At 51.1% G+C, this 25,796-nt stretch carries 20 protein-coding genes, 1 tRNA gene and 1 pseudogene; 10 read left to right on the top strand and 12 right to left on the bottom strand.

The window, feature by feature from the left end:
• Positions 1-137 precede the first annotated feature (137 nt).
• Both ACM1PF_RS06080 and fabG read right to left on the bottom strand, forming a co-directional pair.
• Positions 138-272, bottom strand: a complete 135-nt coding sequence (locus tag ACM1PF_RS06080) for a hypothetical protein (protein ID WP_416673155.1) — start codon at positions 270-272, stop codon at positions 138-140.
• A 297-nt stretch (positions 273-569) separates the two neighbouring features.
• Positions 570-1,334, bottom strand: coding sequence for a 3-oxoacyl-[acyl-carrier-protein] reductase (fabG, locus tag ACM1PF_RS06075; RefSeq protein WP_416673152.1), 765 nt, complete (start codon positions 1,332-1,334; stop codon positions 570-572).
• A gap of 193 nt (positions 1,335-1,527) precedes the next feature.
• Between fabG and trxA the strand changes: the two genes are divergently transcribed.
• Positions 1,528-1,845 carry a thioredoxin gene (gene trxA, locus ACM1PF_RS06070; RefSeq protein WP_416673148.1) on the top strand — a complete coding sequence of 106 codons (318 nt, stop codon included), beginning with the start codon at positions 1,528-1,530 and terminating at the stop codon, positions 1,843-1,845.
• A 222-nt stretch (positions 1,846-2,067) separates the two neighbouring features.
• Complete coding sequence (locus tag ACM1PF_RS06065; RefSeq protein WP_416673146.1) at positions 2,068-2,406, top strand: hypothetical protein; 339 nt, start codon at positions 2,068-2,070, stop codon at positions 2,404-2,406.
• Positions 2,407-2,445: 39 nt separating this feature from the next.
• Here ACM1PF_RS06065 and ACM1PF_RS06060 read toward each other — a convergent pair whose 3' ends face one another.
• The 6 genes from ACM1PF_RS06060 to ACM1PF_RS06035 all read right to left on the bottom strand — a co-directional run bounded on the left by ACM1PF_RS06060 (position 2,446) and on the right by ACM1PF_RS06035 (position 7,692).
• Positions 2,446-4,230 (bottom strand): glycosyltransferase family 39 protein, encoded by a 1,785-nt coding sequence (locus ACM1PF_RS06060; RefSeq protein WP_416673143.1) that lies wholly within the window; start codon positions 4,228-4,230, stop codon positions 2,446-2,448.
• Positions 4,231-4,328: 98 nt separating this feature from the next.
• A complete protein-coding gene (locus tag ACM1PF_RS06055) occupies positions 4,329-5,552 on the bottom strand; it encodes an aminotransferase class V-fold PLP-dependent enzyme (RefSeq protein WP_416673140.1) in 1,224 nt (407 codons plus the stop codon).
• A 72-nt stretch (positions 5,553-5,624) separates the two neighbouring features.
• Positions 5,625-5,696, bottom strand: a tRNA-Asn gene (locus tag ACM1PF_RS06050).
• A gap of 153 nt (positions 5,697-5,849) precedes the next feature.
• Positions 5,850-6,419: an NYN domain-containing protein gene (locus tag ACM1PF_RS06045; protein WP_416673138.1), complete on the bottom strand. Its 570-nt coding sequence runs from the start codon at positions 6,417-6,419 to the stop codon at positions 5,850-5,852.
• Between the two features lie 118 nt (positions 6,420-6,537).
• On the bottom strand, positions 6,538-7,230 hold the full coding sequence (locus ACM1PF_RS06040; protein WP_416676579.1) for an energy-coupling factor ABC transporter ATP-binding protein: 693 nt from the start codon (positions 7,228-7,230) through the stop codon (positions 6,538-6,540).
• A gap of 189 nt (positions 7,231-7,419) precedes the next feature.
• The gene (locus tag ACM1PF_RS06035; RefSeq protein WP_416673135.1) at positions 7,420-7,692 is read right to left on the bottom strand and encodes a hypothetical protein; all 273 of its coding nucleotides are present in this window, start codon (positions 7,690-7,692) and stop codon (positions 7,420-7,422) included.
• A 384-nt stretch (positions 7,693-8,076) separates the two neighbouring features.
• Between ACM1PF_RS06035 and ACM1PF_RS06030 the strand changes: the two genes are divergently transcribed.
• From ACM1PF_RS06030 to ACM1PF_RS06015, 4 genes and pseudogenes are all read left to right on the top strand, one after another.
• Positions 8,077-9,603: a circularly permuted type 2 ATP-grasp protein gene (locus tag ACM1PF_RS06030; RefSeq protein ID WP_416673133.1), complete on the top strand. Its 1,527-nt coding sequence runs from the start codon at positions 8,077-8,079 to the stop codon at positions 9,601-9,603.
• Between the two features lie 159 nt (positions 9,604-9,762).
• Positions 9,763-10,713, top strand: a complete 951-nt coding sequence (locus ACM1PF_RS06025) for an alpha-E domain-containing protein (protein ID WP_416673131.1) — start codon at positions 9,763-9,765, stop codon at positions 10,711-10,713.
• A gap of 99 nt (positions 10,714-10,812) precedes the next feature.
• Positions 10,813-11,558, top strand: a pseudogene (locus ACM1PF_RS06020) (WecB/TagA/CpsF family glycosyltransferase).
• A gap of 172 nt (positions 11,559-11,730) precedes the next feature.
• Positions 11,731-13,194 carry a polysaccharide biosynthesis/export family protein gene (locus ACM1PF_RS06015; RefSeq protein WP_416673128.1) on the top strand — a complete coding sequence of 488 codons (1,464 nt, stop codon included), beginning with the start codon at positions 11,731-11,733 and terminating at the stop codon, positions 13,192-13,194.
• 156 nt (positions 13,195-13,350) lie between these two features.
• Here the strand turns inward: ACM1PF_RS06015 and gcvT are convergent, their stop codons facing one another.
• Positions 13,351-14,472, bottom strand: coding sequence for a glycine cleavage system aminomethyltransferase GcvT (gene gcvT, locus ACM1PF_RS06010; RefSeq protein WP_416676578.1), 1,122 nt, complete (start codon positions 14,470-14,472; stop codon positions 13,351-13,353).
• 183 nt (positions 14,473-14,655) lie between these two features.
• On the opposite strand from gcvT, the gene ACM1PF_RS06005 reads away from it, so the two are divergent.
• The 3 genes from ACM1PF_RS06005 (at position 14,656) to ndhD1 (ending at position 19,147) form a co-directional block, all read left to right on the top strand.
• Positions 14,656-14,862, top strand: a complete 207-nt coding sequence (locus ACM1PF_RS06005) for a hypothetical protein (RefSeq protein ID WP_416673126.1) — start codon at positions 14,656-14,658, stop codon at positions 14,860-14,862.
• A 431-nt stretch (positions 14,863-15,293) separates the two neighbouring features.
• The gene (locus ACM1PF_RS06000) at positions 15,294-17,369 is read left to right on the top strand and encodes an NAD(P)H-quinone oxidoreductase subunit 5 (protein WP_416673124.1); all 2,076 of its coding nucleotides are present in this window, start codon (positions 15,294-15,296) and stop codon (positions 17,367-17,369) included.
• A gap of 152 nt (positions 17,370-17,521) precedes the next feature.
• A complete protein-coding gene (ndhD1, locus tag ACM1PF_RS05995) occupies positions 17,522-19,147 on the top strand; it encodes a photosynthetic/respiratory NAD(P)H-quinone oxidoreductase subunit D1 (protein ID WP_416673121.1) in 1,626 nt (541 codons plus the stop codon).
• A 137-nt stretch (positions 19,148-19,284) separates the two neighbouring features.
• Here ndhD1 and ctpB read toward each other — a convergent pair whose 3' ends face one another.
• Positions 19,285-20,646: a carboxyl-terminal processing protease CtpB gene (ctpB, locus tag ACM1PF_RS05990; RefSeq protein ID WP_416673120.1), complete on the bottom strand. Its 1,362-nt coding sequence runs from the start codon at positions 20,644-20,646 to the stop codon at positions 19,285-19,287.
• A 758-nt stretch (positions 20,647-21,404) separates the two neighbouring features.
• Positions 21,405-22,304, bottom strand: coding sequence for a heterocyst differentiation master regulator HetR (gene hetR, locus ACM1PF_RS05985; RefSeq protein ID WP_416673118.1), 900 nt, complete (start codon positions 22,302-22,304; stop codon positions 21,405-21,407).
• Positions 22,305-23,947: 1,643 nt separating this feature from the next.
• Between hetR and ACM1PF_RS05980 the strand changes: the two genes are divergently transcribed.
• The gene (locus ACM1PF_RS05980; protein WP_416673115.1) at positions 23,948-25,396 is read left to right on the top strand and encodes an IctB family putative bicarbonate transporter; all 1,449 of its coding nucleotides are present in this window, start codon (positions 23,948-23,950) and stop codon (positions 25,394-25,396) included.
• A gap of 60 nt (positions 25,397-25,456) precedes the next feature.
• Here the strand turns inward: ACM1PF_RS05980 and ACM1PF_RS05975 are convergent, their stop codons facing one another.
• A complete protein-coding gene (locus ACM1PF_RS05975) occupies positions 25,457-25,738 on the bottom strand; it encodes a YggT family protein (RefSeq protein WP_416673113.1) in 282 nt (93 codons plus the stop codon).
• Between the last annotated feature and the right edge of the window lie 58 nt (positions 25,739-25,796).

The following is a 25,796-nucleotide window of genomic DNA, read 5'->3' as shown; positions in this document are numbered from 1 at the left end:
AGTACGTTAACTAGTACGTTTACAGGAAGAATGGAACACCCGGTAGCGGAACTCTCAAATCATCGCTAACGACTATTTAAGCAACCACTTTCCGAAGTGCTTCGCTCTGACTCAATCTCTACAGGAGTGAATCCTATTTATTCAGGATTAGTATCACCATCGTAGGGTTGAACCCCAATATCTGGACATTCATCTTCACTCGGACTAAACAAGCGAGTGGCAGCTTCAACCACGTATTGAACCGTGTCTCTAATGGCCTGAACAATATTCATAAGTGCTAACCTCACAATTCTACTAGCGAGTCAACTTGCAGGATGCACTCACCTACCTGCTACCCGTAGGATTAGCTGAGTTTAAGAAAGCAGCATAATAATGGGGATAGAACGAATAGCTGAATGCCTGGAATGGATTGAATGAACTCGTGAGATGAACTAGATAACCTGGCAAGCCAGACAAGGTTGCAAATGGATTATCTTGATTCCCTTACAATTCGATCATAAAATTTTCGCTCAACAATGCAAGCGATCCGCCACCATTCTTTACATGGAACTCTAAATAACGCTACCCCTTTACGCCATTACCATTCCGCCATCAATGTTAATGACTTGCCCCGTGATGTAGGCAGCGGCCGGATCAGCGGCTAAAAAACGCACCAGACCCGCCACTTCTTCCGGTTGCCCATAGCGGCTTAAGGGAATTAGCTTCAGGATTTCTTCCCCTGCTTTTAAATCAGAGGTCATGTCCGTTTGAATGAATCCAGGAGCCACTGCATTGACCGTAATTCCCCGACTGGCCACTTCCTTCGCCACCGTCTTCGTAAACCCAATCACCCCTGCCTTGGACGCACTGTAATTTGCCTGTCCTGGATTGCCCATTTCCCCCACGACAGAGGTGAGGTTAATGATGCGACCCGATCGCTGCTTCAGCATAATTTTACTGGCGACTTTGGTGCAGAGAAATACGCCCGTCAGGTTCAGATCGATCACCGCCTGCCAATCGTCGAGCTTCATTCGCAGCAGCAGGGTATCACGGGCAATCCCAGCATTGTTCACCAGCACATCCACCCGCCCCCACTTGTCCATGACGGCATTAAATAGTTCGTCTACCTGAGCGGCATCGGCCACATTTGCTTGCAGGACGATCGCCTCGCTCCCCATCTGAGCAATTTCTGCGGCGACGGCCTCTGCTGCTTCACTGGAACTGGCATAATTCACCACCACTTTTGCACCCTCGGCTGCCAAGGCCAACGCCACAGAGCGACCAATTCCCCGTGATGCCCCTGTAACCACTGCAACCTGATCCTGCAACCGCTGTGATGTTCCTGAAGCTGCCATGAACGATACCTGACTAAACTGCACAATCTCTAATGTTAAGCCATTTGAAACACCAATATTAAGACATTTGAGTGACCCTCTCCTGTCCGGGAAAAATTTCATTAGGATCAAAGCACGGGTAGTGTACGAATCAGCCGATGGGTCGTGGCTGCAATAGGAATGCCCGTAAACGAATTCTACGAATTGACATCCTATGGCAACCAAAAAGCAGTTTGGCAGTTTTCAAGAGCTAGTCGCTGATTCTACGAAGCCCATACTGGTTGATTTTTACGCTCCCTGGTGCGGCCCATGCCAAATCATGTCAAACATTCTGGATGATGTGAAGTCAAAGCTGGGGCAACGAGTCCAAATCGTCAAGATTAATACTGAGAACTATCCTGATTTGGCTTCTCGGTACGAAATCTATGCCTTGCCAACCTTAATGCTGTTTCGGGGTGGCCGACCTGTCGATCGCATCGAAGGCGTAGTATCAGCCCATCAACTGGTTGAGCGGTTACAACTCTTTACCTAAACCACCCAAGCAGGCTGCCAAACCTAACCGCTAAGGTAGATGCCGTTTTGATGGAGCGAGTGTTTTTCTGAATATAGAGGCATTCACTGATCAGTCAGTGAAGGGGCATAGATTTTGTGCTGCAAAGTAGATCTATTTCCCCAGGAAAGCGATCGTGAAGAGTAATTTTCCCTGAATCGTAGATTGCCAGGCTGTATTGTTTATTGTTTTGACCTAAGTCCTATGAACGAAAATAACGAGCAACCCAAATTCAGATTTCCGCTTTGGGCCTATTTAAACCAACCCATCTTTAGTCCAAAGTTTAAGTCCCTTAACCCTTCCCGGTTTTGGATGCTTCATAATATTGAGCAGTTAGAAAAAAATTGGGCTAAGAGTCAGAATATGGAAATTAAAGATGCTGATGTGTCTGGTTTCCTGGAAGGCTGCTGGGGTAAGGAGACGCGCCATATTGAACCCAAGCTCGATCCAGAGTCGATTCGGTTTTTAGAACGTTGCTGGGCCAAAAGCAAGAGTCGATCCGGAGGATTAGGCGAAAGTCGGGGATTCTTTGATGAAGAATGATTTCGTATTTCCCTATCTCCTAGCCATGATTCATTATTTTTATTCTTCATCGCAACGATAAAGTCGATAGCGATAGCCATCGGTGAGCCGTCGTTTGGTTACAGCTTCGCAGTTTTGTCGATCGAGTAAAACATCAATTGCCTGTTCAGGGGTATCTCGAAAGTTAATAATCCACAAATCCAACGGTCGGGACGCTTGATTCAGTGTACTGCGCAGTACCCGGACGATCGATCGTGCATCGCGGGTGAGGGGAGCTAGCAAAAACTGGACATTCTGGGGGGGCGGTTGATCGGTGCTGCGGATAGGGTGCTGCAAGTCCCAGGCAATGCCCATGAGTCTTCCTGTCTGTCCGTGGGTTTGGTGGGCAATGGCCACCAGGACTTCTTGTCCAGCCGATCGGGTGCGAATCTCTTGGGCCACTACATCAGGGCGGTGAGTTTTCTGGTATCCCCAATTGCTGACCACTGTTAACGCCCCCAGGAAGCCCATTAGCCCAATCAAGATCACCGTCCGGGCACTGCTCCGATAGAAAAAACTGAACCAGGATGCAGGAGCCTTAGGTCGGTCGGCCATTGCTCCCATCCAAATAGAGGACAAACCCGCACCCGTCAGGAGGATGACCGCCGGAAAATAAATAAAGTTATAGCGAAATGCACTGGTGAGATCACGCGCCAGTAGATACGTGATGCCCAGAAACAGAGCGATCGAACTGATCACATAACAACCCAGGACAAAGACTGCTAAACGCGAGTCGCGGTGCTTGAGCTGTAAAACCAGCCCCCGATAAACCTTGGGAATCGTCCACAGCGTCAGCCCAATTAGAGCAACACCCGACCCCAACACCAACCAGCGCAGTCCAGACTGATCTGGGAAGTTTTCGGGTGGCTGAATGGGTAAGAGATAGAGCATTGTGATCCAGCCTGCCAGAACCTGCCCAATCGGGCTGAACCAATCCCACCCACTGCGTTGGCTCTGCACAATCCAGGCTGTGAGCTGACTGTCTGTATCCAGATAGGGCAACCAGACGGCTCCTCCCATGATCGTTCCCAGAACTATGCCGATAATCTGTCGCCAATGACCCAACGGATACCAGTGGCCCTGCTCTTTCCAGCTCTGAACCAGCCCCATGATGACTAAAACGATCGCCTCTGCCACCAGGGCTAAAATCATCAAATAATGGGTAGCAATGCCCAAAACGTTAACGATAACCCAGGTCAAACAGAGCCAATTGGGTAACAACAGTCGATCGCGGATTGCACGAGCCGCAGCGATCAAACAGGCAAGCGAAGCAATAATCCAGAGTATTGGCAAAGTATAGTGCCGGGCTTCCTGAGCCAGGTAAATCCCAAAGGGGGAAACCGCCATCAAAGCTGCTGAAATTTGCCCGACCAATCGAGAGCGAAAGGCAAAGACTCCCAAGCCGTAGATTGCCGGAATGGAAACCGTTCCCCACAGCACTGAAAACAGGCGTGCCCCCCAGACCAACCGTTCTCCACCCTGATTCACAAACAGCTTTAACCACCCGTGCATCAACAGAAAATAAAGCGGTGGATGATTGCTCTCCGTTAGCAGATGACGTACCACCGATCGCGCACCCGCACTCGAACTTGCCTGGAGGGGTTGCAGCAATTGTTCAGAAGTCAGTGCTTCACCCAGCGGCACAGTCGTAAAGCTATTTCCCAGGCTGAAGACGATCGTAGAAAACTCATCGGTCCATAGGGGTTTGTCCGTCAGATTTGCCAATCGGAGTCCCAGCCCAATCACAATCCAAACGCACAAAAGCAATAAATGAAGTCGAGCAATAGACTGCTGAGATGGAGCCAAAGATGCCCTCACGGTTCGATCGCCTCACAAAGTTGCCATTAGACCTGCATATACTTAAGACTTGTCCAAACCCGCGACAGAAGGTTTTAAGGCAGAACCTATATATCCTTTGCTTCTATGGAGAGTAGATCTCGAAGGGCTTCAGCCAATTGATCATACTCTGTTGCGGTGTTGTAGACCTGAGCAGACACCCGGATGGCTCGATCGGGTTCTTTGCTCCAGGGGAAAATGGGAACCTCGATCTGAAACTGCCGAAATAATTGATCTTGTAAGGATTTAGCGGATCCTCTGGGAAGGGGCAAAGTTGCCATCGACCCAATCATTTCTGCAGGACAGGGGAGAGAAATGCCAAGGGCTTGACTCAACCGCTGACGCGCAGACAGGATCACCGCTCGATTATGATCCATCAGGCCTGTCCAGCCATCAGGAAAAAGGGAACCCATCAACCGAATCGCTGTTGCCACACACAGGTAAGCCGTAGGATCAAAGGTTCCAGTCCAGTCAAACTCTAAGTGAAACAGGGAACGATCGCGCCGTGGCGAATTTGCTCCATGACTAATGACCAGAGGACGCAATTGCGGCTGTTTATCTTCCCGAACGTACAGAAAGGCTGCACCTTTAGGAGCACACAGCCATTTGTGGCAGTTCCCAGTGTAGTATGCCGCCCCCAATTCCTTCAACTGGAGCGGAATCATCCCTGGCGCATGGGCTCCATCCACCAAAACGTCAATGCCCCGATCGGCTAGTTCTTTCACCAGAGATTTCAGGGGGAAAACCAATGCCGTTTGGCTGGTGACATGATCAACTAGAACTAACTGAGTCCGGGGAGAAACCCTGTCCAAGATGGCTGTGATTGCCTGTTCCGAGGAGGCGATCGGAAATGGAACCTGAGCCACCACTACGGTCGCTCCACTGCGCTGGGCCACAAAATCCAGGGCATTACGGGACGCATTGTATTCATGGTTGGTGGTGAGCAGTTCATCCCCCGGCTGAAACGTGAGCGATCGCAGTACCGTATTCACACCCGTCGTGGCATTGGGCACAAACGCGAGATTGGCTGTATCGGCTCCAATCAACTGCGCCAGAACCGAGCGGGAGTCATCCAGTAAGGGTTCTAACTGGGTTTCAAAGAAGCGAACGGGTTCTGCCTCCAACTGCGATCGAAATAACTGCTGTTGCTCCAGCACGGCGATTGGACAGGCTCCAAATGATCCATGATTCAAATACGCGACGGTTGGATCAAGTGCCCAGAGCGAACGGAGGTGATCAGGAGAACCGGCGGAGGACAAAGGTTCAGGAACGGAATGAGAAGAATCTGCCATATATTGCAGTCTACGTCATCTCACCTACTGCATCCCGCATCGCCTTTGACTTTCTTATTTAAATTTTTTAAACTCCCCAGGCTGGATTCGAACCAGCGACCAATCGGTTAACAGCCGACCGCTCTACCACTGAGCTACTGAGGATCACGATTAACAATAGTAGCGATAGGAGATGCACTTTGGCAAGTACTTATGCAAATTTTTTTGGGATGATTGTTTGCTTATTTCCACTGCTTAATGCTCAAACCCCTGATTAGCAACCGTTTGGAGTTGGTTGGCTGATTGGCTAATTGGCTATCACTTGTCCTTTTTGCCCTGTTCGCCCATCCGTAGCCTGGCGAGTTGCTGACGTGCGACGGGATCAAGGCTGTTGGCCAGGAACCGCTGAGAGGATTGCCGTTTGCGCTGGGTTTGCTGTTTTCGCCGCACTCTGATCACGGCTAACTCCACCTCAGACCGGAGCTTCTGGGCAGACATCCACTCTGCACCGTATCCCACCACCGTAAGCTGCTGCGCTCGATCGGAGGTAGCGACAATCAGCCGTTGCACAAATTTACGTACATCTTTGCGATACTGGGCACAAGCTTTTTCAATGTAGGTATCTGCGGTCTGGCGATAGTCTGTATAGCAGACCATGAGATTGCCGGTAATGATCTCCCGACTGCCCGGAGCGTTCTGGTATTGGGAGTCGAAAACAAGGTGGGTGTTAAAATTCTGGTAGGCACTGTAGTCGATTAGAGCGGTGACTAGCTCTCGTCGCGCCTCTTCTAAGCCATGTCGATCGCGCACCTGCAAAAGGTGATGCCAGGCTCCAATGACGTTGTAGCCATCAACCAGCAGCAGGGCTTGGGGGGGAGAAGAGGACATAGTTCACATCTAGTTCACAAACTCTAGTTCACAGATTCAAATCGACATCTCAACAAATCTATTGATTCTTCTTATATGATGCCGTGAATGATTGCATTTTGTAAACTATGCTTAAAATCTAGCAATCTTCCTGGTCAACTTCCTGCTCTAATTGCTGCATCAGCCGCTGCTTGAGATGGATCGGATCGCCCTGTTCCACGACCCGTCCCTGCTCCAGCAAGAAAGCTCCATCGCAATAGTCCAACTCTTCCAGTCGATGCGTTACCCAGAGGGCTGTTATCCCTCGTCGTTTCAGAAGTTGCTGCACCTGCTGTACCAGATCCATTTGGCTATCGGGATCAAGCAAAGCCGTCGGTTCATCTAATAGCAAAACTTCGCAGTGCCGCGCGATCGCCCCTGCAATGGCAATTCTCTGTTTTTGCCCACCGCTCAGGGCATAGATCGGTCGTCGCTGTAAGTGCAGCAAATTCACGGCAGCCAGGGCATCTTCCACCCGCTCCCGCACCTGCGGATAGGATAGTTTTTCTTCCACCAGTCCAAACGCCACATCCGCTCCTACGGTGGGCATGACCAGTTGATGATCGGGATTCTGAAACACAAATCCGATCGGCGGCGCGATCTCAACCTGTCCTGATTGGGGTTGTAATAAACCCGTCAAGGTTCGCAACAGCGTTGATTTACCACTGCCATTACTGCCCAGCAGCATCCAGAATTCCCCCTTAGGAACTTCCAGAGAACACGATCGCAAAACGGGGGCCTCGTTTGACCACTGAAAGCAAAGCTCATGAACGCGAATAGCAGGTTGGGACATTGAGGAGGGTGGAGGAGGGTCAGGGATGGAGCCGTAGTAGCGCGGCAGGCTCAAATGCTAAAGCGGTGGGCACTGCCCACCCTACAAAATCTTATTCTTGGGGGGGGTGGGCATCTTGCCTGCCCACTCAGCAGGGCCAGTCAGCGGGGGAGGAAATAGGACTTGACTCAATTCCTACTCCCCACTCCCTCACCCTTGGGGAACCGCAAAAAATCCAGGCGGACGACCCGAAGCAGTGGCAGTGCTCGATTTCTCAGACATTTGTACGGCTGAGATTTCGCTGACGACTACCCCCACCGTCTTACCGACCATTTGTTCACAGGTCAGTTCCAGAACGGCAGGAGAACCGGACTTAATGGCTTCTAGGACTTGGGTATATAGCGACTTAGCATCGCTCTCTTCTTTACGCTGTACCGATAGCGTTACTGGCGTATTCTTTAACGTCACATCAATGATGTACATGGAATTTCACACTAATCCAGACCTTATCAAGTCTAGTATCTCCTAAACTTTTGTGGGTTTGCTCTCAAAAATTTCGATTGAGATCCTGATTTCAGTTCAGATTTCAGTTCAGACAAGCCAGAATTCTAAATTTTTTCTCAAGGTCAAATTCGGTCAATTCGTATCTTGAGCTACAGCCAGAGGGGCGCAGAAACAATTATTGGTGAGGCATCGCATCCGGTAGGATAGGCATACTAAGGAATGCAAATTTAACAACCCGGAATTCTTGTGGAGTGGGCAGCGTTTCGACTGAGCGTTCGACCTGAGCTCAAGCCGAAGGGCTCAAGCCGAAGTCTTGCCCGCCCAGTCAACGAAGTAAAACGTTAGAACGAACACGATTTGACCGTGCGATTTGACCAATACGACCCCGAAGATTTTTACGATGAGCTGTTCTTAACTCAGGGCCAACCCCGACCCGAAGCGGCTCTCCTGACAGAACGCATTAGCTCTCTGTCCATAAAGGAACTGCACCAGCGACAGCAAGCCGCACAAAATGCTTTGTTTAAGCTGGGTGTCACCTTCAATGTTTACAGCAACAATCAGGGAACCGAGCGGATTTTGCCCTTTGATATCATTCCGCGCATTCTATCTGCCAGCGAGTGGGATTGGATTGAGCGGGGGTTGAAGCAGCGAATTTATGCCTTGAACCTATTTCTGAATGATATTTATAGTGAGCAAAAAATCATCAAAGATGGTGTGCTGCCGGCGGAGCTGATTCAATCTGCCTCTGGCTTTCTCAAGCCCTGTCTGGGGTTAAAACCACCTGAAGGGATTTGGTGTCATATTACTGGAACGGATTTAGTCCGCGATCGAGATGGTCAGTGGTACGTGCTGGAAGATAATCTGCGCTGTCCTTCTGGCGTGTCCTATGTCTTGGAAAATCGTCGGGTGATGAAGTCCACCTTCCCGATGGTGTTCAATCGTATGGACATCCAGCCCGTGGATGACTATGCAGGTAAACTGCTGGGAACCTTGCTGGATCTGGCTCCTCCGGGTTTGCCCAGTCCTACAGTGGTTGTGCTGACTCCCGGAATGTATAACTCCGCCTATTTCGAGCATTCTTTCCTGGCCCAGCAGATGGGGGTGGAACTGGTGGAGGGCCGGGATCTGGTGGTGGCGGATGGCTACCTGCAAATGCGAACCACAAAGGGATTGAGCCGGGTAGATGTGATCTATCGCCGGATTGATGATGACTTTATTGATCCCCTCGCGTTTCGCCCCGATTCAATGCTGGGTGTTCCTGGACTCATGGAGGTTTACCGCGCCGGACGAGTTGCCATTGCCAATGCGCTGGGAACGGGCGTTGCAGACGATAAGGTGATCTACGCCTACGTCCCCCAGATGATTCAGTATTATCTGGGCGAAGATCAAATTCTTCCCAACGTACCGACCTACCTTTGCTGGGAACCCGATCAGCTCCAGCACGTTCTCGACAACCTGGATAGCCTCGTCGTTAAGGCAGCCAGTGAGTCCGGCGGATACGGTATGTTGGTAGGCCCCCATGCTACGCCAGAAGAACGAGCTGAATTTGCCGATCGCATCAGCGCGAATCCGCGCAATTACATCGCCCAGCCGACCCTTTGTCTCTCCAGAGTTCCCACCCTGTTTGAAGATCATTTCGCGGGATGCCACGTTGATCTGCGTCCATACATTCTCTACGGCAAAGACGACAATATCTACGTTAACCCGGGTGGCCTTACCCGCGTTGCACTCCGCAAAGGCTCCCTCGTCGTCAACTCCTCCCAGGGAGGCGGCAGTAAGGACACCTGGATCGTCGGACACAACCAAACTCAAACCCAATCGCAATCCCAGGGAAATCAAACCCAATCCCAAACTCAAGGGGATCAAACCCAATTCCAAACCCAGGGTTGAAGGCCGCTGAATTAAAGCTGGTGGGCGATGCCCACCCTACGAGAAATCAAGGCTACTTCTTTTTTACTTCTTTTTTACTGGTGGGCGATGCCCACCCTACTTCAGTCCTCAGTCCTCAGTCCTCAGTCCTCAGTCCTCAGTCCTCAGTCCTAACTTCCCATGCTCAGTCGTGTTGCAGATTCCATCTACTGGCTCAATCGCTATGTGGAACGGGCGGAAAACATTGCCCGGTTTGTCGATGTCAACCTGACCCTGTTGCTTGATTCTCCCCCCGGAGTACAGCAGCAGTGGAACCCGCTAATCTTGACTACGGGTGATCTGTCTCTATTCAAAGAGCGGTACGGAGCAGCCACCGCCGAGAATGTGATTCAGTTCCTCACCTTTGATACGGATTATCCCAACTCGATTATTTCTTGCCTGCGGGCAGCCCGCGAGAATGCCCGATCGGTGCGCGAGATCATTTCCTCGGAGATGTGGGAGCAGGTGAATGTGTTCTACCATCAGGTGAAAGATGCAACTCCAGCTCCGCAGTTAGCAGGATTATCTGAGTTTTTCTCGGACGTGAAGTTATCGAGCCATTTGTTTGCAGGCATTATGGATGCCACCATGTCCCACAACGAGGCCTGGCACTTTGGGCAACTGGGACGGTTGATCGAACGGGCGGATAAAACAGCGCGAATTCTGGATGTGAAGTACTTTATTCTGCTGCCTTCCATTCAGGATATCGGGACAACTCTGGATGAACTTCAGTGGATCGCTTTACTGAAATCAGCCAGCGGCTATGAAATGTATCGCAAATGCCAGCATCGAATTACGCCCCAGGATGTCACCAATTTTTTGCTTTTAGACCGAGAATTTCCGCGATCGGTGTTGTTTTGCCTCCTTCAGGCGGAGTGGTCGCTGCACGAAATTTCGGGAACCTCCACTGGACGCTGGACGAATCCAGCAGAACGGACGCTGGGTAAGCTTCGCTCTGAGCTGGAATTTATCACGATCGAAGAAGTGATTCAGGAGGGACTGCATGAGTTCCTGGATCAAACCCAGAGCCGTCTAAATAGCGTCAGTGAGCGAATCTTTGAGACATTTTTTGCCCTGGAAGCTGCCTCATAAAAATCAGGAAAAAAGTCGGGTCTCTTTCCTTATAATTAGGGGTTGTGTGAGGTAAAGCCGGATTATTTCCGGATCATTAAGAGCCAGACAAGACAAATTATGTTGCTGTCGCCAGAATCATCTCTCGAAGAAGCATCTATCCTGGGCCTGCCTATCCACGTATCTGATGATTATGCGGGTTGGCTGCTCGATCGCCTTCAGCACCGGCAAGGGGTTCATGTGGTCACCCTCAATGCTGAAATGGCCATTCAAGCAGAGCAAAAGGATGAATTAGCCAGCATTATTCGTCAGGCTGATCTGATTGTGCCGGATGGGGCAGGAGCCGTTCTTTATTTACGGCTACGGGGCAAACAAGTCCAGCGATGTCCAGGTATCGAGTTGGCTGAAACGGTGTTACGGCGATCGACTCAGTTACAACGACCTTGCCCAATCTTTTTCTATGGCGGACAGCCTGGAGTCAGTCAACGGGCCGCGCAATGCTGGCAACAACAGCTTCCCGAACTGGCGATCGCCGGAACGCAACATGGCTACATCTCTCCTGAAGAACAGGCTCAACTGGCTCAAACCCTGGCCGATTTGCAGCCGAGTCTGATTCTCGTTGGTTTGGGTGTCCCCCGGCAGGAGCTTTGGATTGCTGAACATCGCCACCTGTGCCCGAATGCCGTTTGGATGGGGGTGGGTGGCAGTTTTGATATTTGGGCGGAGAAAAAACCCGCGCCCCTGGCTGGTTACGCGACAACCATCTGGAATGGGTGTATCGGCTGTATCAGGAACCCTGGCGGTGGCGACGGATGATGGCTCTGCCTAAATTTGCCTGGCGAGCTTTGATCTATCGTCCGGGGTAGTAATTGTCCCTGACATTTCAATTAGAAAAAATAAATTTTTTGTGAAGTTCGATCGGACTTCAGAAATTTCCTCGGATTTGGCTCAGTCTGTTCTGCAAAGATTACTCAGATTCGCGTCTTCGGTATTTCGACGACTGCTGAGGAGAGTAAATTTGGAGGTACGCCAGAGCCTATGCCGACAAAAGGTTTGTCAGGTTTGAAACAAAGGGCCACCCTGCCCGTGCTTGGGTTAACCCTGCTGACGTTTCTCTCGAATGCCCTACCTGCGACTGCCATTCAAACGCTGGTAGCCCAAACCACCGCCCAATCTGCACCAACCAGTCCGCCCCAGTCCGAGCAGCCCTACACCCTGGGAGCAGGCGATCGAGTTCAGATTGAGATTTTCCAGGTGCCGCAGTATAGCGGTGAAAGCGATGTTTTGATCGATGGCACGCTTAACTTGCCTTTGGTGGGAAGTGTTTCGGTTGCAGGATTAACCCTGGAACAAGCCACCGCCACTATTTCTAGCCGATACGCTCAATTTCTGAGACGACCTGTCCTCACCGTTACCCTGATTAATCGTCGCCCGATGCAGCTTGCCATCTCTGGGGAAGTGACTCGTCCCGGCTCCTATGCGATTCAGCCCGATGGAGCAGAATTTCCAACCTTAGCTCAACTGATTGAGCAGGCGGGAGGCATTACCCAAAGTGCTGACCTGCGCCAGGTGCAGGTGCGGCGACCCCGACCCGGTGGTGGGGAAGATTTAATTAGCGTCAATCTGTGGGAACTGTTGCAAACGGGGAACTTGCAGAATAATGTCAGGCTGCGAGATGGGGATACGGTAATCATTCCAGAAACGATCGTCGATCTGGCGGAAGCTCCGATTATCGCAGCTTCTAGCTTTGCCCCCGAAGAAAACCGTCCGATTAACATTGCAGTGGTTGGTGAAGTGTTCCGGCCTGGAGCCTATACGGTGACGGGGGGTGTGGGTCAGGTTCAGGATGCTGGGGCGATCGGTGGTGTAGCCCGTGCAGAGAGCTTACCGACGGTGACGCGGGCGATTCAAGTGGCAGGTGGCATTAAGCCCCTGGCTGATATTCGTCGAGTGGAAGTTCGTCGCCTGACTCGGACTGGGGAGGAGCGATCCTTTGAAGTAGATCTCTGGGCTTTGCTCCAGGGGGACTTACGCCAGGATGCCATTCTCAGCGAAGGAGACACTATCATCATCTCCAGGGCTGAAACGCTTGATCCGGCTGAAGCCACTCAGGTTGCAGCAGCTAGCTTTTCTCCAGAAACCATTCAAGTCAATGTCGTCGGTGAGGTGGAAAATCCTGGCGCGCTCCCCCTACCGCCGAACTCTACGCTTAATCAAGCTGTACTGGCTGCGGGTGGGTTCAACACCAGGGCACGACGGAGCAGAGTTGACCTCATTCGCCTCAATCCAGATGGCTCTGTGACGCGGCAGGAGGTAGAAATTGATTTTGCTGAAGGATTAAATACAGCCAATAATCCCCTGTTGCTCAACAATGACGTGATTATTGTCGGTCGGTCTGGACTGGCAAGCGCCGGAGATACCCTGGAGACAATTCTGGGGCCGCTGGGTGGCGTGTTCTCAATCCTGGAACTTCCCTTCCGATTCCTCAGACTCTTTGAATAGGATTAACTTTTGTGGGGTGGGCATCTTGCCCGCCCTGTCAGGACTGAGGAGAGAGGAGAGAGGAGAGAGGAGAGAGGAGAGAGGACTGAGAATTACCTTAAAACTCTTGTGGGGTGGGCATCTTGCCCGCCCTGTCAGCAATTTTTCCTGACTCTACTATTTCCCCAATTTATAGAAAGGACGCTTCACCACCGTTGCCCCATAGGTTTTGCCCCGAATCTCGACTTCCAGAGCTTGATTCACTTTTGCCAGAGAAGCAGGAACATAACCCAGCGCGATCGGATAGCCTAAAGTCGGAGATAAAGTGCCGCTCGTCACCTGACCAACCGCTTCACCTTGATGCACGATCGGATAATCATGGCGAGCGATATTCCGTCCATCCATCCGCAGTCCGACTAAGCGACGAGTCACCCCGTCCTGCTTTTGCTGCTCCAACACCGATCGCCCGATAAAGTCTCCCTTGCGATCGAGGTGAACCAGCCAGCCCAGACCTGCCTCTAGAGGAGTGGTCGATTCATCAATATCCTGTCCATACAAGGCCATTGCTGCTTCCAGGCGTAGCGTATCCCGTGCCCCCAGTCCACAGGGAGTCACTCCAGCCTCTACCAGGGATCGCCATAATTGCACGCCACTCTCCGGCTCCAGCATCACCTCAAATCCATCCTCCCCGGTGTAGCCCGTTCGCGCCAGAAATGCGGGTTTGCCTGCGATCGTCCCAGTGATATGCCCAAACCGGGGCACCTGGGATAAATCTTCCTGAACAAAGGCTTGCAGCGATCGAACGGCTTCTGGGCCCTGCACGGCAATCAATACAAGCGTTAGGGATAGATCCTCAAATTGAATTTGTCCAGAATTCAGATGGGTCAACAGCCAGTTCCGATCCTTCTCAGTCGTCGCCGCATTCACGATCGTGGTCATCTGCTCCAGTCCCGCAGCATTCACCCCCTGATAGTAGAAAATCAAATCATCGACGATGCCGCCCTCTGGATTGAGCAGCACGGTGTATTGCGCCATTCCCGGTTGCAGGGCACTCAGATCTGAAGGCACCAATTGTTGCAGTTGGTCAACCAAACCCGTTCCACGCAAAATGAACTTCCCCATGTGGGAAATATCAAACATGCCAACCTGCTGGCGCACTGCCTGATGCTCTTTGCTGATGCCGCTGTACTGGACAGGCATCTCCCAGCCAGAGAAGGGAACCAATCGAGCTGCCTGCTCAAGATGGGCCAGGTAGAGGGGAGTTCGATGAAGTTGGGGGGATGAGCTTGACTGAACCATAGAAGCCTTAGACACAGTACGCCTTGGATTGTATAGCAGCACAGAGGAAAATCAGAGATTGATTGCCTTGATCATTAATTGTCTTGCTCGATCGTCATGTTAGCCATGAGCAAATTGAGCCAGGTATCCCTTCTAAGCTAAGGAATGCAAATCTAATACCGCGACTCTTGTGGGGTGGGCATCTTGCCTGCCCAGTCAAAGCAGCAGAACGGTGGGCAGGTTATTCAATCCACAATCCTAAATTTCCCCTGGGAGCATCCCGGTTTTGCAGCCCTCACCCTAAATCCCTCTCCCAATCAGGGCAACCGGGTATACAAAGATCTGGGGCATCAGATATGGGAACCCACCCCTAACCTCTCCCAGGAGGGGAAACCTGGAACCCACCTGTAGTCCCTTCCAGAAGGGGCAACACTGGAGAACCCCTGCTTAGAATCATGGATTAAGTAACCTGTGCAACGTTTCACTTTGCTGACTGGGCGGGCAAGATGCCCACCCCACAAGAATTTCAGGTTATTAAATTTGTATTCCTTAAAAGGAGAATGTTCATCAATCCCCTCTTGGGAGGGGCTGGGGTGGGTTAATCTTCAGCCTGTTATAAAAGTGGGATAATCCCGGTTCCACCATTGGTTTCATCTCCCAAATTCATGAGGTTCACCGTAAGGTAGCAAACAGCATGAGCTAAGAATTACAGTACCAACTGTCTTTCCTGAGAAGGAATTTGGGTAACTTTACCTTGGTTTAAGACCGTCTGAAGCAGGTGTGTGTCACAATGTAAACGGTTTTGCCAACTCGACTGGAATGCTTTGGAGTGGGCGTGAGTCATGGAATCTATATATGAGTATGCCTGGTTAATTCCCGTTCTGCCATTGGCAGGGGCAATGATCCTGGGCTTAGGACTAGTTTCATACAACAAAGCGATGAACGCGCTGCGAACACCCAGTGCCGTGTTCATTGTGTCTTTGTTGGGGGCAGCAATGGTGCTGTCATTTGCAATTTTGTGGAGTCAGGTTCAGGGACACCCGCCCTATACCCAGTTAATTGATTGGGCCGCAGCGGGCGACTTTCACCTGACGATGGGCTATACCATCGATCGCCTCACCTCGGTCATGCTGGTAATCGTGACCACTGTGGCCTTCTTCGTCATGGTGTACACCGATGGTTATATGTCCCATGACCCAGGCTATGTGCGGTTTTATGCTTACTTGAGCTTGTTTAGCTCATCCATGCTGGGACTGGTGGTAAGTCCAAACCTGATACAGGTGTATGTGTTCTGGGAACTGGTCGGGATGTGTTCCTACCTGCTGATTGGCTTCTGGTACGATCGCAAGCCCGCTGCGGATGCTTGCCAGAAAGCCTTTGTCACGAACCGAGTCGGCGACTTTGGGTTGCTGCTGGGAATCCTGGGTCTGTTCTGGGCGACGGGCAGCTTTGATTTTGAAGTCATGGGTTTGCGCCTGGAAGATTTGGTGGAAACGGGTGCCCTCAGCGGTGCGGTGGCGGCTCTGTTTGCGATCCTGGTCTTCATGGGGCCGGTTGCCAAGTCGGCTCAGGTGCCCCTCCACGTCTGGTTGCCGGATGCGATGGAAGGCCCAACTCCGATCTCAGCCCTGATCCATGCAGCAACGATGGTGGCGGCGGGTGTGTTCCTGATTGCGCGGATGTATCCCGTGTTTGAGAACATTCCGGTGGTCATGGATACGATCGCCTGGACAGGAGCCGTGACTGCGTTTGTCGGAGCCTCGATCGCCATTACGCAGAATGATATTAAGAAAGGGTTGGCCTATTCCACCATGTCGCAGTTGGGGTACATGGTAATGGCAATGGGCATTGGAGCCTACAGTGCGGGAATGTTCCACCTGATGACCCACGCTTACTTCAAGGCGATGCTGTTTTTGGGATCGGGTTCGGTGATCCACGGCATGGAAGGCGTTGTTGGCCATGATCCAACCCTGGCCCAGGATATGCGGCTGATGGGGGGATTGCGGAAGTATATGCCGGTTACGGCCATCACCTTTTTGATTGGGACGCTGGCCATTTCTGGGATTCCTCCCTTTGCTGGGTTCTGGCTCAAGGATGAGATTATTGGGGCGGCCTATGAAGCCAGTCCGTTCCTGTGGGCGATCGGCTGGTTAACGGCTGGAATCACCGCCTTCTATATGTTCCGGATGTACTTCAGCACCTTTGAAGGCAGCTTCCGGGGCACCAATGAAGACATTAAACGGCAGCTCAAAGTGGCCCAGTTGCAAAAGATGGGTCTGTCAATGGGACCGGGCGCGATGAATCCCCAGGAGTTGGCGATCGATGCTGAAATGCACGATGAGCACGATGGGCATGGCGATCATCATCACAGCGATTCACCCCATGAATCCCCCATCACGATGACGATCCCCCTGATGGCCCTGGCGATTCCTTCTATCCTGATTGGACTGCTGGGTACGCCCTTTGCCAACTACTTTGAAGCCTTTATTCACCCCCCCAGTGAAGTGATCGAGGGCATTCCCTCGGAGGTGGATTGGTCAGAATTCCTGACCATGGCAGGCAGTTCGATCGGTGTTTCGCTGATTGGGATCACGCTGGCTTCGTTGATGTATCTCAGGGGCAAAATCGATCCGGCAAAAATTGCCAAGCAAATCGAGCCGCTCTATAAGCTTTCCCTCAACAAGTGGTACTTCGATGAAGTGTACGATGTCCTATTTGTCAAAGGCAGCCGTCGTCTGGCACGGCAGGTCTTGGAAGTGGACATTCGTATTGTGGATGGCATCGTGAATTTAGCCGGATTTGTCACGCTGGTGACGGGTGAAGGGCTGAAGTACCTGGAAAATGGACGGGTACAGTTCTACGCGCTGATTGTGTTTGGGGCTGTGCTGGGGCTGGTTCTGGTTTCTGGCGTAACCTGAATTTCCAGTGTTACCTGACCAGTAGCGTAACTGCATCGGCTCGGTTCTATCCGCTATCGGTAGTTTAGATTAAACAATCCGTGTTGACCGAATTCACCACAGATAATAGCGATAGCGGATGACAACCACCCAACCCTCTATAACAAGCTGCAATGAATACAGTTGATTTTCCCTGGTTGACCACAACCATTTTGTTTCCTGTTGTTGCCGCCCTGTTTATTCCTTTTATTCCGGATAAGGACGGCAAAACAGTACGCTGGTATGCGCTAACGATCGGTCTGATCGACTTTGCTATCATCGTCTACGCCTTTACCAACTTCTACGACTTTTCTGACCCTGGAATGCAGTTGGTTGAAAGCTATTCCTGGGTGCCATCTCTAGACTTGAGATGGTCGGTCGGGGCGGACGGGCTATCAATGCCGTTGATTCTTTTAACAGGCTTCATCACAACGCTGGCGATGCTGGCATCCTGGCCAGTGACGCTCAAGCCCAAGTTTTTCTACTTTCTGATGCTGGCCATGTACGGCGGTCAGATTGGTGTGTTTGCTGTGCAGGATATGCTGCTGTTCTTCCTGATGTGGGAACTGGAATTGATCCCGGTTTACCTGCTGCTGTCCATCTGGGGCGGGAAGAAACGGCTGTACGCGGCAACCAAGTTTATTCTCTACACCGCAGGCGGTTCACTGTTTATTCTGGTGGCAGCTCTGGCGATGGCGTTCTATGGGGATACTGTCACCTTTGATATGCGATCGCTGATGGAGAAAGACTTCCCTGTCAATCTGCAACTCTTGCTATACGGGGCGTTTCTAATTGCCTACGCGGTCAAACTGCCGATTTTCCCCCTCCATACCTGGCTGCCCGATGCCCACGGCGAGGCCACGGCCCCGGTGCATATGCTGCTGGCGGGAATTCTGCTAAAAATGGGCGGTTATGCCCTGATCCGAATGAACGTGGAGATGCTGCCGGATGCCCATGTCTACTTCGCGCCTGCCTTGGTGATTTTGGGAATCGTCAACATTATCTACGCAGCTCTAACCTCCTTTGCCCAGCGTAACCTGAAGCGAAAGATTGCCTACTCTTCGATTTCCCACATGGGATTTGTGCTGATTGGGATCGCTTCCTTTACCGATCTGGGCTTGAGTGGGGCAGTCCTGCAAATGGTGTCCCATGGACTGATCGGAGCCAGCCTGTTCTTCCTGGTGGGGGCAACCTACGATCGCACCCACACCCTGATCCTGGATGAGATGGGCGGAGTCGGCAAGAAAATGCCCAAAATTTTCGCCATGTTTACAGCCTGCTCCCTGGCTTCCCTGGCATTACCGGGAATGAGTGGGTTCGTCGCTGAGTTAATGGTGTTTGTCGGCTTTGCCACCAGTGATGCCTATGGTCTGGTGTTTAAGACGATCGTGGTCATTCTGGCAGCCGTTGGGGTCATCCTGACTCCAATTTACCTGCTCTCGATGCTGCGGGAAATCTTCTACGGCCCTGAGAATAAAGAGTTGGTTGAGCATGAAGTCCTGATTGATGCCGAACCCCGTGAGGTATTCATTATTGCCTGTCTGTTGATCCCCATTATCGGGATTGGGTTTTATCCCAAGCTGCTGACGCAAATTTACGATGTTAAGACGCTGGCAATTACCGAAAAGCTGGAGAATTCGCTCACAACGCTAGCGGAACAGGAAATGCGATCGAAGCCTTTGGCGGAGGGGATCCTGCGGGCCCCGGCGATCGAAGGTGAGGTGAGTACAGTTGAAGTCAATGCGGCCCATAACGGATAGGTTTGGGAACAGGCTGATTTCTCAACATTCTGGGTCAAGCTGGATCAAGACAAACCTGGTCAAATCCTGACTAATCAAACATTAAAGGGTGGGCATTGCCCACCCTTCTTTCATGCATACTTACGACCGGGCTTGTCCTAATGGGATTGCCTCAGGTTCGGTTCTTGTCCAAGCTGGAGTAGCGAAGGCAGTTGGGTTTCAGCCGTTGGTTGTTGCTGCTGGTAGTCAGCGATCGTCACCTGTAAAGCACCAATGGCTTGCCGATAGTAGGGATCTGCATTCGTGCCAATCAAATTCTGATCACCAGCGATGGCCCGACGATCCTGTTCCGAAAAACCGACGGCAATGTCAGGTGTGATGCCGCGCTGGCTAATGTCCGTTCCATTCGGCGTGTAGTAGTGGGACACCGTTACCGCCAGTCCTGACCCATCCGACAGGGAATGCACCGATTGCACTAGAGCCTTACCGAAGGTTTGACTGCCTACAACAATGGCGCGATCGTTGTCCCGCAAAGCTCCCGTCAGAATTTCGCTGGAACTGGCTGAGTTACTGTCTACCAGCACGGCCAGGGGAAGCTGGGTGAGCGAAGTCCGGTTGGCATTAATTTGGTCACTCTGCCCCGTCCGATTCACCGTCCGCACGATCGGCCCATTCTCCAGCCACATCCGGGAAATATCGATACTGGCTTGCAACAGCCCCCCTGGATTCCCGCGTAAATCCAGGACAAATCCATCTGCACCCTGATTCAATAAAGTCTGGATAGCACGCCGCATTTGATCCGGTGCATGGCTGCTAAACTCCGTCAGGCGAATATAGCCAATTTGATACGTACCTTCCTGCCGCAGCATATAGGAAACGTTGGGAACCTCAATTCGGGCGCGGGTCAATTCCTGGTCGAAAGCGTTTTGCCCCGGACGATCGATCCGTAGGGTAATCTGGGTGCCTACCGCTCCCTGAATCGATTGCGAAGCCTGCTCAACCGTCATTCCCTCCGTCGAACGACCATCGATCGCCAGAATTCGATCGCCCCGTTGAATTCCCGCTGCGCTGGCGGGAGAATTTTCGAGCGGTTCCACCACCGTCAGGGTTTGGGTGTCTGCATCCAACTGGAGCCGAATCCCGATCCCGGAAAGCTCACCAGAGGTTTGATTGGTCAAGGCTTGAAATTGTCTTGGATCCAGAAAACGAGTGTAGGGATCGTCTAGCTGTTCCAGGGCCCGACGCAATGCTGCATAGGCTTGCTCCGAGGAACTGTAATCTCGACTGAGCAATTCTGAGCGAACCGCCTGCCAATTCACCTGATTAAACTCAGTGTCTACATACTCCCGGTTCACAATTTGCCAGGCTTCATCCAAGACGGCTCTGGGACTGTTGCGAAAGGACACCTGGGCGGAAGATTTTGAGGCGGGAACAAGCGATGAAAGAATGGTAGTGGCAGCAACCAGCCCACCACAGACAGCAGCACGGACAAAGCGGGAGGAATAGACCATTTGATTCATATTTGAATTTGAAATCAGCCAGTTTAGAGTGAACCGGGTGGAGAAACCGTCAGGCTCAATAGACACGAAAGTAGATACACGAATTCTCCCACCTCCATGCAGAAGATGCTGCAAAGAAGCAGAGATTGAACAGCGATCGACCCCTGAGTGATCGATCCTTGAACGAACGACAGCTAAACCCTGTTAGGCGGACAACCTGGATTGGCGAACCATTCCTACCCTCAAATGGCTAAGATCTTACCCAACCATCATGAAGGGATCCTAGGACTGCAAAAACTCTTCATCGAGCCTTTGAATCGGTACAAAAAGCGCATCCGCCCCTAAGCCAAATCCAGTATCAATAAATACTGAACCCACAAAACCAAATTTGGAGCAGTTCAGCAGCAGCGGTTAACCTTTGCTCACACCTGAAGCCAAAAACACCAGTTCATCCAGGAACACCTGAGTAGACACTCACACCCCCATAAAGGAATCGAAGAATGTCCTGATCTCTCATACAAGCTTCAAGATTGCAATTACGCAAACTTTCTCTGGTGCCAAGACACCTGATGCAGTACGCGCCCTTATGCGTCCTTGACTACCTCAACAACATTCAGCGTTTTCAGCTAGCCTTTCTACAGAGTATTACCCATATTCTGACAGAAATCACTGAGAAGCACGGAAGCTTAATATTCCAGTAATACTTTCAGCAATACCTTCCAGGCTATCTTCTACCGCTGCTTTTAATCACCGTGTCTATAGCAATTTTACCGCATGCTCTATTCTTGCTTTGGACCCACGACCATTTGCAAGATAAATGGCATTCCACCCGCCTTGTGGTAGCGATCGGCCCAGGCGCGCAGCACTTCATCCAACTCTTCCATCGCCTGTTCCAGCCGATCAGGGGGAATATCCAGTTCTTCTAACATCCGCACGACTTTCGGCTGTCGCTCTGCCCAGTCCTTCATCATGCGGAAAAAGCGGGCAGTATCCTCCACCATGATGTAGGTGCGCTCTTCTTCATTGGCAGGGGAATAGAAGGCGCGAGTCAGGGCATAAAAGGGCATTCCCCAGGGTGAATCAACCCGCAGAATTGTGCCAGAGTAAGTCAGGCGACGCTTGATGTGTTCAGCCAGAGCTTCGCTGAGGGGCATCTGTCGTTCTGGTGGTAAGTCTTCCTGGGAGCGATTGTGGAGAAACTCGATGATGTCCATCAGTTGGAACGAGTTGATCAACTGGGCATCCGGCAAATTAGAGGGCAGTTTCGCCTCAATCTGACGTTTTTCGTCACTTGTTAAACTCGTGCCTGGAACCCGCGATCGACCGGGCTGCCAGGGATACTGTTCTAACCAGACGTAGGGAAACTGAATCAGGTAACGCGGCTCCTGGGAACCCAGCATTTTCAGCAGTTTGCCTTCCGTGAGGGCTTGCCGAACTTCTTCAACAATCACCTTCACGCGCTTTGGCTCGATATGGTGCAGGTGCCCCGTCATCCGCAGATTCTGTTCCTGCTCTAAATACGTCATATATACGGCACACTTGGCAGCCGTCGCCGCAGCATCCAAAAATGCACCATGCCGATGTCCACCAGTACGCATGGCACTAAAGGCTAGATACAGCATGATCTGATCCATTGCACTGGGACTGAGGCGTTTGATCAGATCGGTGTCGTTGGTCATTTCAAAATTAATTCAGCAACATCAAGTAACAACAAGAATCGCTAGCCGAGCCAAATGCCAGAGGCAGTGCAAGAACCAGCTTCAGAATGCCCTTCGACCTCTGCCGCTAGACGAGCAATGAACGTTGGCAAACTGGAGCCAGGAGTAGTAAAGGGGAATCTTGAGGGGGGTTCTGTAGCTTAGGTTATTCGGACTAGACCACAGAGCGGCTCAGATTAGACCTTTCTTTACCTTTTCTTCATTCATTATTTCTCGTAACAGGAATCGGAAGTCAAGCGTTAATCAACCTATTTGTCATCTTACTGCCATCCCAATGATTTATTCTCCGCTTTGGTAAAACGCTTTTACACAGTGAAAGACCGACTCATTTTACTGCCCAGCGATCCAGGATTCAACGAAAAACCTCCCATGAACCAGATAAGCCGATCTGTGCCTCACAAGACAGCTTTTAATCAGGTGATATTGATTTCGCTTTTGTGAAAATCGTCAATCATTATTGAAATTTGATGACTTTGAACACTGTTATTAAAGCTTTTTATTCAGTATAGGAGGTGTTAGCCAGAGGAACTACAGATTAAACCAATAGTTCTCTAATTTTTTTATCATCGATTCAACTCTCTGAGAGATCACTGATCGCCAGGGTTTCACCGTCCACTTCCTCGATGAAAATGGACATTGACCGACCTGTAGCGATTTGTACCATCACGCCATGAAGTTAAGAGGTTATCGTGCATAACCTGAGTTCCATATCAGCTTTTCTACTTCCTGATACGCACTCAATTGTCACAATCAGGAACAAATAAAATGGCTTTACCAAGTCTAAATATTTGCAAACTCAAAACAGGAATTCGACTTGCCCAATAAACCTTTGTGTCACAACTCTTTTGATGTTTTCTTTTTCTGATACTTTGAGAGACTGATTGCCAGAGTTCAGAAAATTTACTGAGTTAAAACAATTCATCAATTGAAAGTTCTGTGGCTTTGCTGAGGTGGAAAGTTAGCTCTCGTTCTATCACGCTGTGTGCTTGGTTGAGAGGTTCATCTCTTTAGGCTGTTGGTTCGATCGTTTGTTGCTCGATCGCAATTCTTGAAGTCTCTTTGCTGATCAAAACAACGATCGCTCAATTGATTTCAGTCCTAATTGACCATACAAGCGGCAGAGATTGAACCCGAAGAAATTACTACCCCTTCATCAAATCTACATATACCCAGCATCCTGATCCCTCGTGATCCCTGAAGCCGGATCTGCAAATCCTCAGGGAGGATCTCCTGTCCGTTCTCAGCAAAACTGGCAGAATTCAGGATTCAGGGGATATCCCAATTTGGCATTTGCACGAAAAACTATCCCACTGGCAGGCAAGATGCCTGCGCTACGGAAGCTGAATCCGGAAGTTGATCAATTGGCATCCAATCAATTGGCACTAAATCAATTGGCATCAATTGAGATACTTGCTGTCAGGTGAGCGATCGGCAGACGGAGATTTCGTTGATTTCGTTATCGGATGCCAGGGAATTCACTATTAGAAAATAAAAATAAATTTCCGCAGAGTTCGGTTATTTTCTAAATTTTTGAGGATAATATGCGGAGTGATTTTCTCAACAAATCCTCTTTCCTCTGACGAGCCAAAAAGCAGCAGGAGCATATGAATTCAGTTTGGCAACAGCTAACCTTAGCAAACCTATCGGTTCAACAGTGGAGCCAATCCAGCTATGTTCACCACATCGTCGGTATTCTGCGATCGTGGCGGAGGGGCAGTTGGCTGATGCGTTGGGCAGAGCCGATCGCCGCACTGCTGATCGCACTGGTCTTTATCATGGCTCCCTTTGTCTCGACTTCGTTAATCGGGATCCTCCTGGTCGCCTGCGCCGGATTTTGGGTGCTGCTGACCCTATCGGACGAGGCGGAGGCGGGAACCGGACTCACTCCTATCCACCTGTTGGTGTTGCTGTATTGGGGGATCGCGGTGGTGGCGACGGCCCTCTCCCCCGTTCGGACTGCGGCCCTGGATGGGTTGATTAAACTGACGCTTTACCTGCTCTTGTTTGTGTTGATGGCGCGGGTGTTTCGATCGCCCCGGTTACGATCATCGGTGATCACAGCTTACTTGCTGGTGACCGCCGTAGTCAGCGTGGCGGGTCTACGTCAGTGGTTTTTTGGTGCAGATGCCCTGGCCACCTGGGTCGATACCCAATCGACGCTGGCTGGAACCACACGGGTATACAGTTTTCTGGGGAATCCAAACCTGCTGGCGGGATATTTGATTCCGGCTGCGGTTTTGAGTGCGGCTGCGGTGTTTGCCTGGCGAAATTGGCTCCCGAAACTGCTGGCTCTGACGCTCTGGGTGGTCAACTCCGCCTGCCTGGTGCTGACCTTCAGTCGCGGGGGGTGGATCGGCTTTGTGGTGGCCGGATTTGCGTTTCTACTGTTATTGATTCACTGGTTTAGCGTTCATTTGCCCCGCTTCTGGCGGATCTGGGCGGTTCCTGTGGTGCTGGGCATCTCGGCAGCTCTAGTGGTGTTTGCGGTATCTGCCTTACCCCCTTTGCGCGATCGCGTGGCCAGTATTTTTGTAGGACGGGGAGATAGCAGCAATAATTTCCGGCTGAATGTCTGGATCTCCGTAATTGAAATGATCAAAGATCGGCCGTTTCTGGGAATCGGGCCGGGAAATGTGGCGTTCAACCGGGTCTACCCGAACTATCAGCAGGTGGGTTACAACGCACTGAGTGCCTATTCAGTCTTCCTGGAGATTTTGGTGGAAACGGGGGCAATTGGCTTGTTGTGCTTCCTGTGGTTATTGGTGACAACGTTAAACGTGGGTTGGCAACGGTTGCAAGCCTTCCGGAAGCTGCGTCACCGCGAGGGATTCTGGCTCATGGCGGCTGTGGCCACGCTAATTGGGATGTTAGCCCACGGCATGGTAGATACGGTGTGGTATCGTCCGCAGGTCAGTACCCTCTGGTGGATGACGATGGCATTAATTACAAGCTATTACATTGCTGCTGAACCTGAGTTCTTGCCCAGTGAGCCGATCGAATCTCCCAATCCCCCAAAAGAAGACACAAAAAATGGGCGATCGACGATCGCCTGATTTGAATTGACTGGATTGACCATTGCGGCTCACCTGAACTCAGAGAAATTCCGGTTTAGCTTAGAAGCCACCCATGCCCACCATGCTGCCTGAGAAAGCAGTCAGTTGACCCGCCACAAACCAGAGCAAAAAGGTTGCCAGCATCGGTGAAAAATCCATCCCCCCCAGAGGCGGAATGATCGATCGGAAAAGATTGAGGTAAGGATCCGTCAGTTGGCTCAGGATAGAGAAGGGAGGGTTCAGCCAATCAACGGTTGGGAACCAACTCAGTAGCACCCGCAGGATAATCAAAACCAGGTAAAGGTTAATAAAGATTGACAGTGAATTCAGAATCAATGCCATAGAACTGTTCTCAAAAGTTGCGATTGGATCCCAGATCAGAAGGTGTGCTCCCAAAAGG

The organism is Egbenema bharatensis FJBBOT/2019, assembly GCF_048077055.1.
In the GTDB taxonomy this organism is placed as follows: domain Bacteria; phylum Cyanobacteriota; class Cyanobacteriia; order Elainellales; family Elainellaceae; genus Egbenema; species Egbenema bharatensis.
Note: the sequence above shows the minus strand (reverse complement) of the source record. Positions and strands in the feature narration are given on the sequence as shown.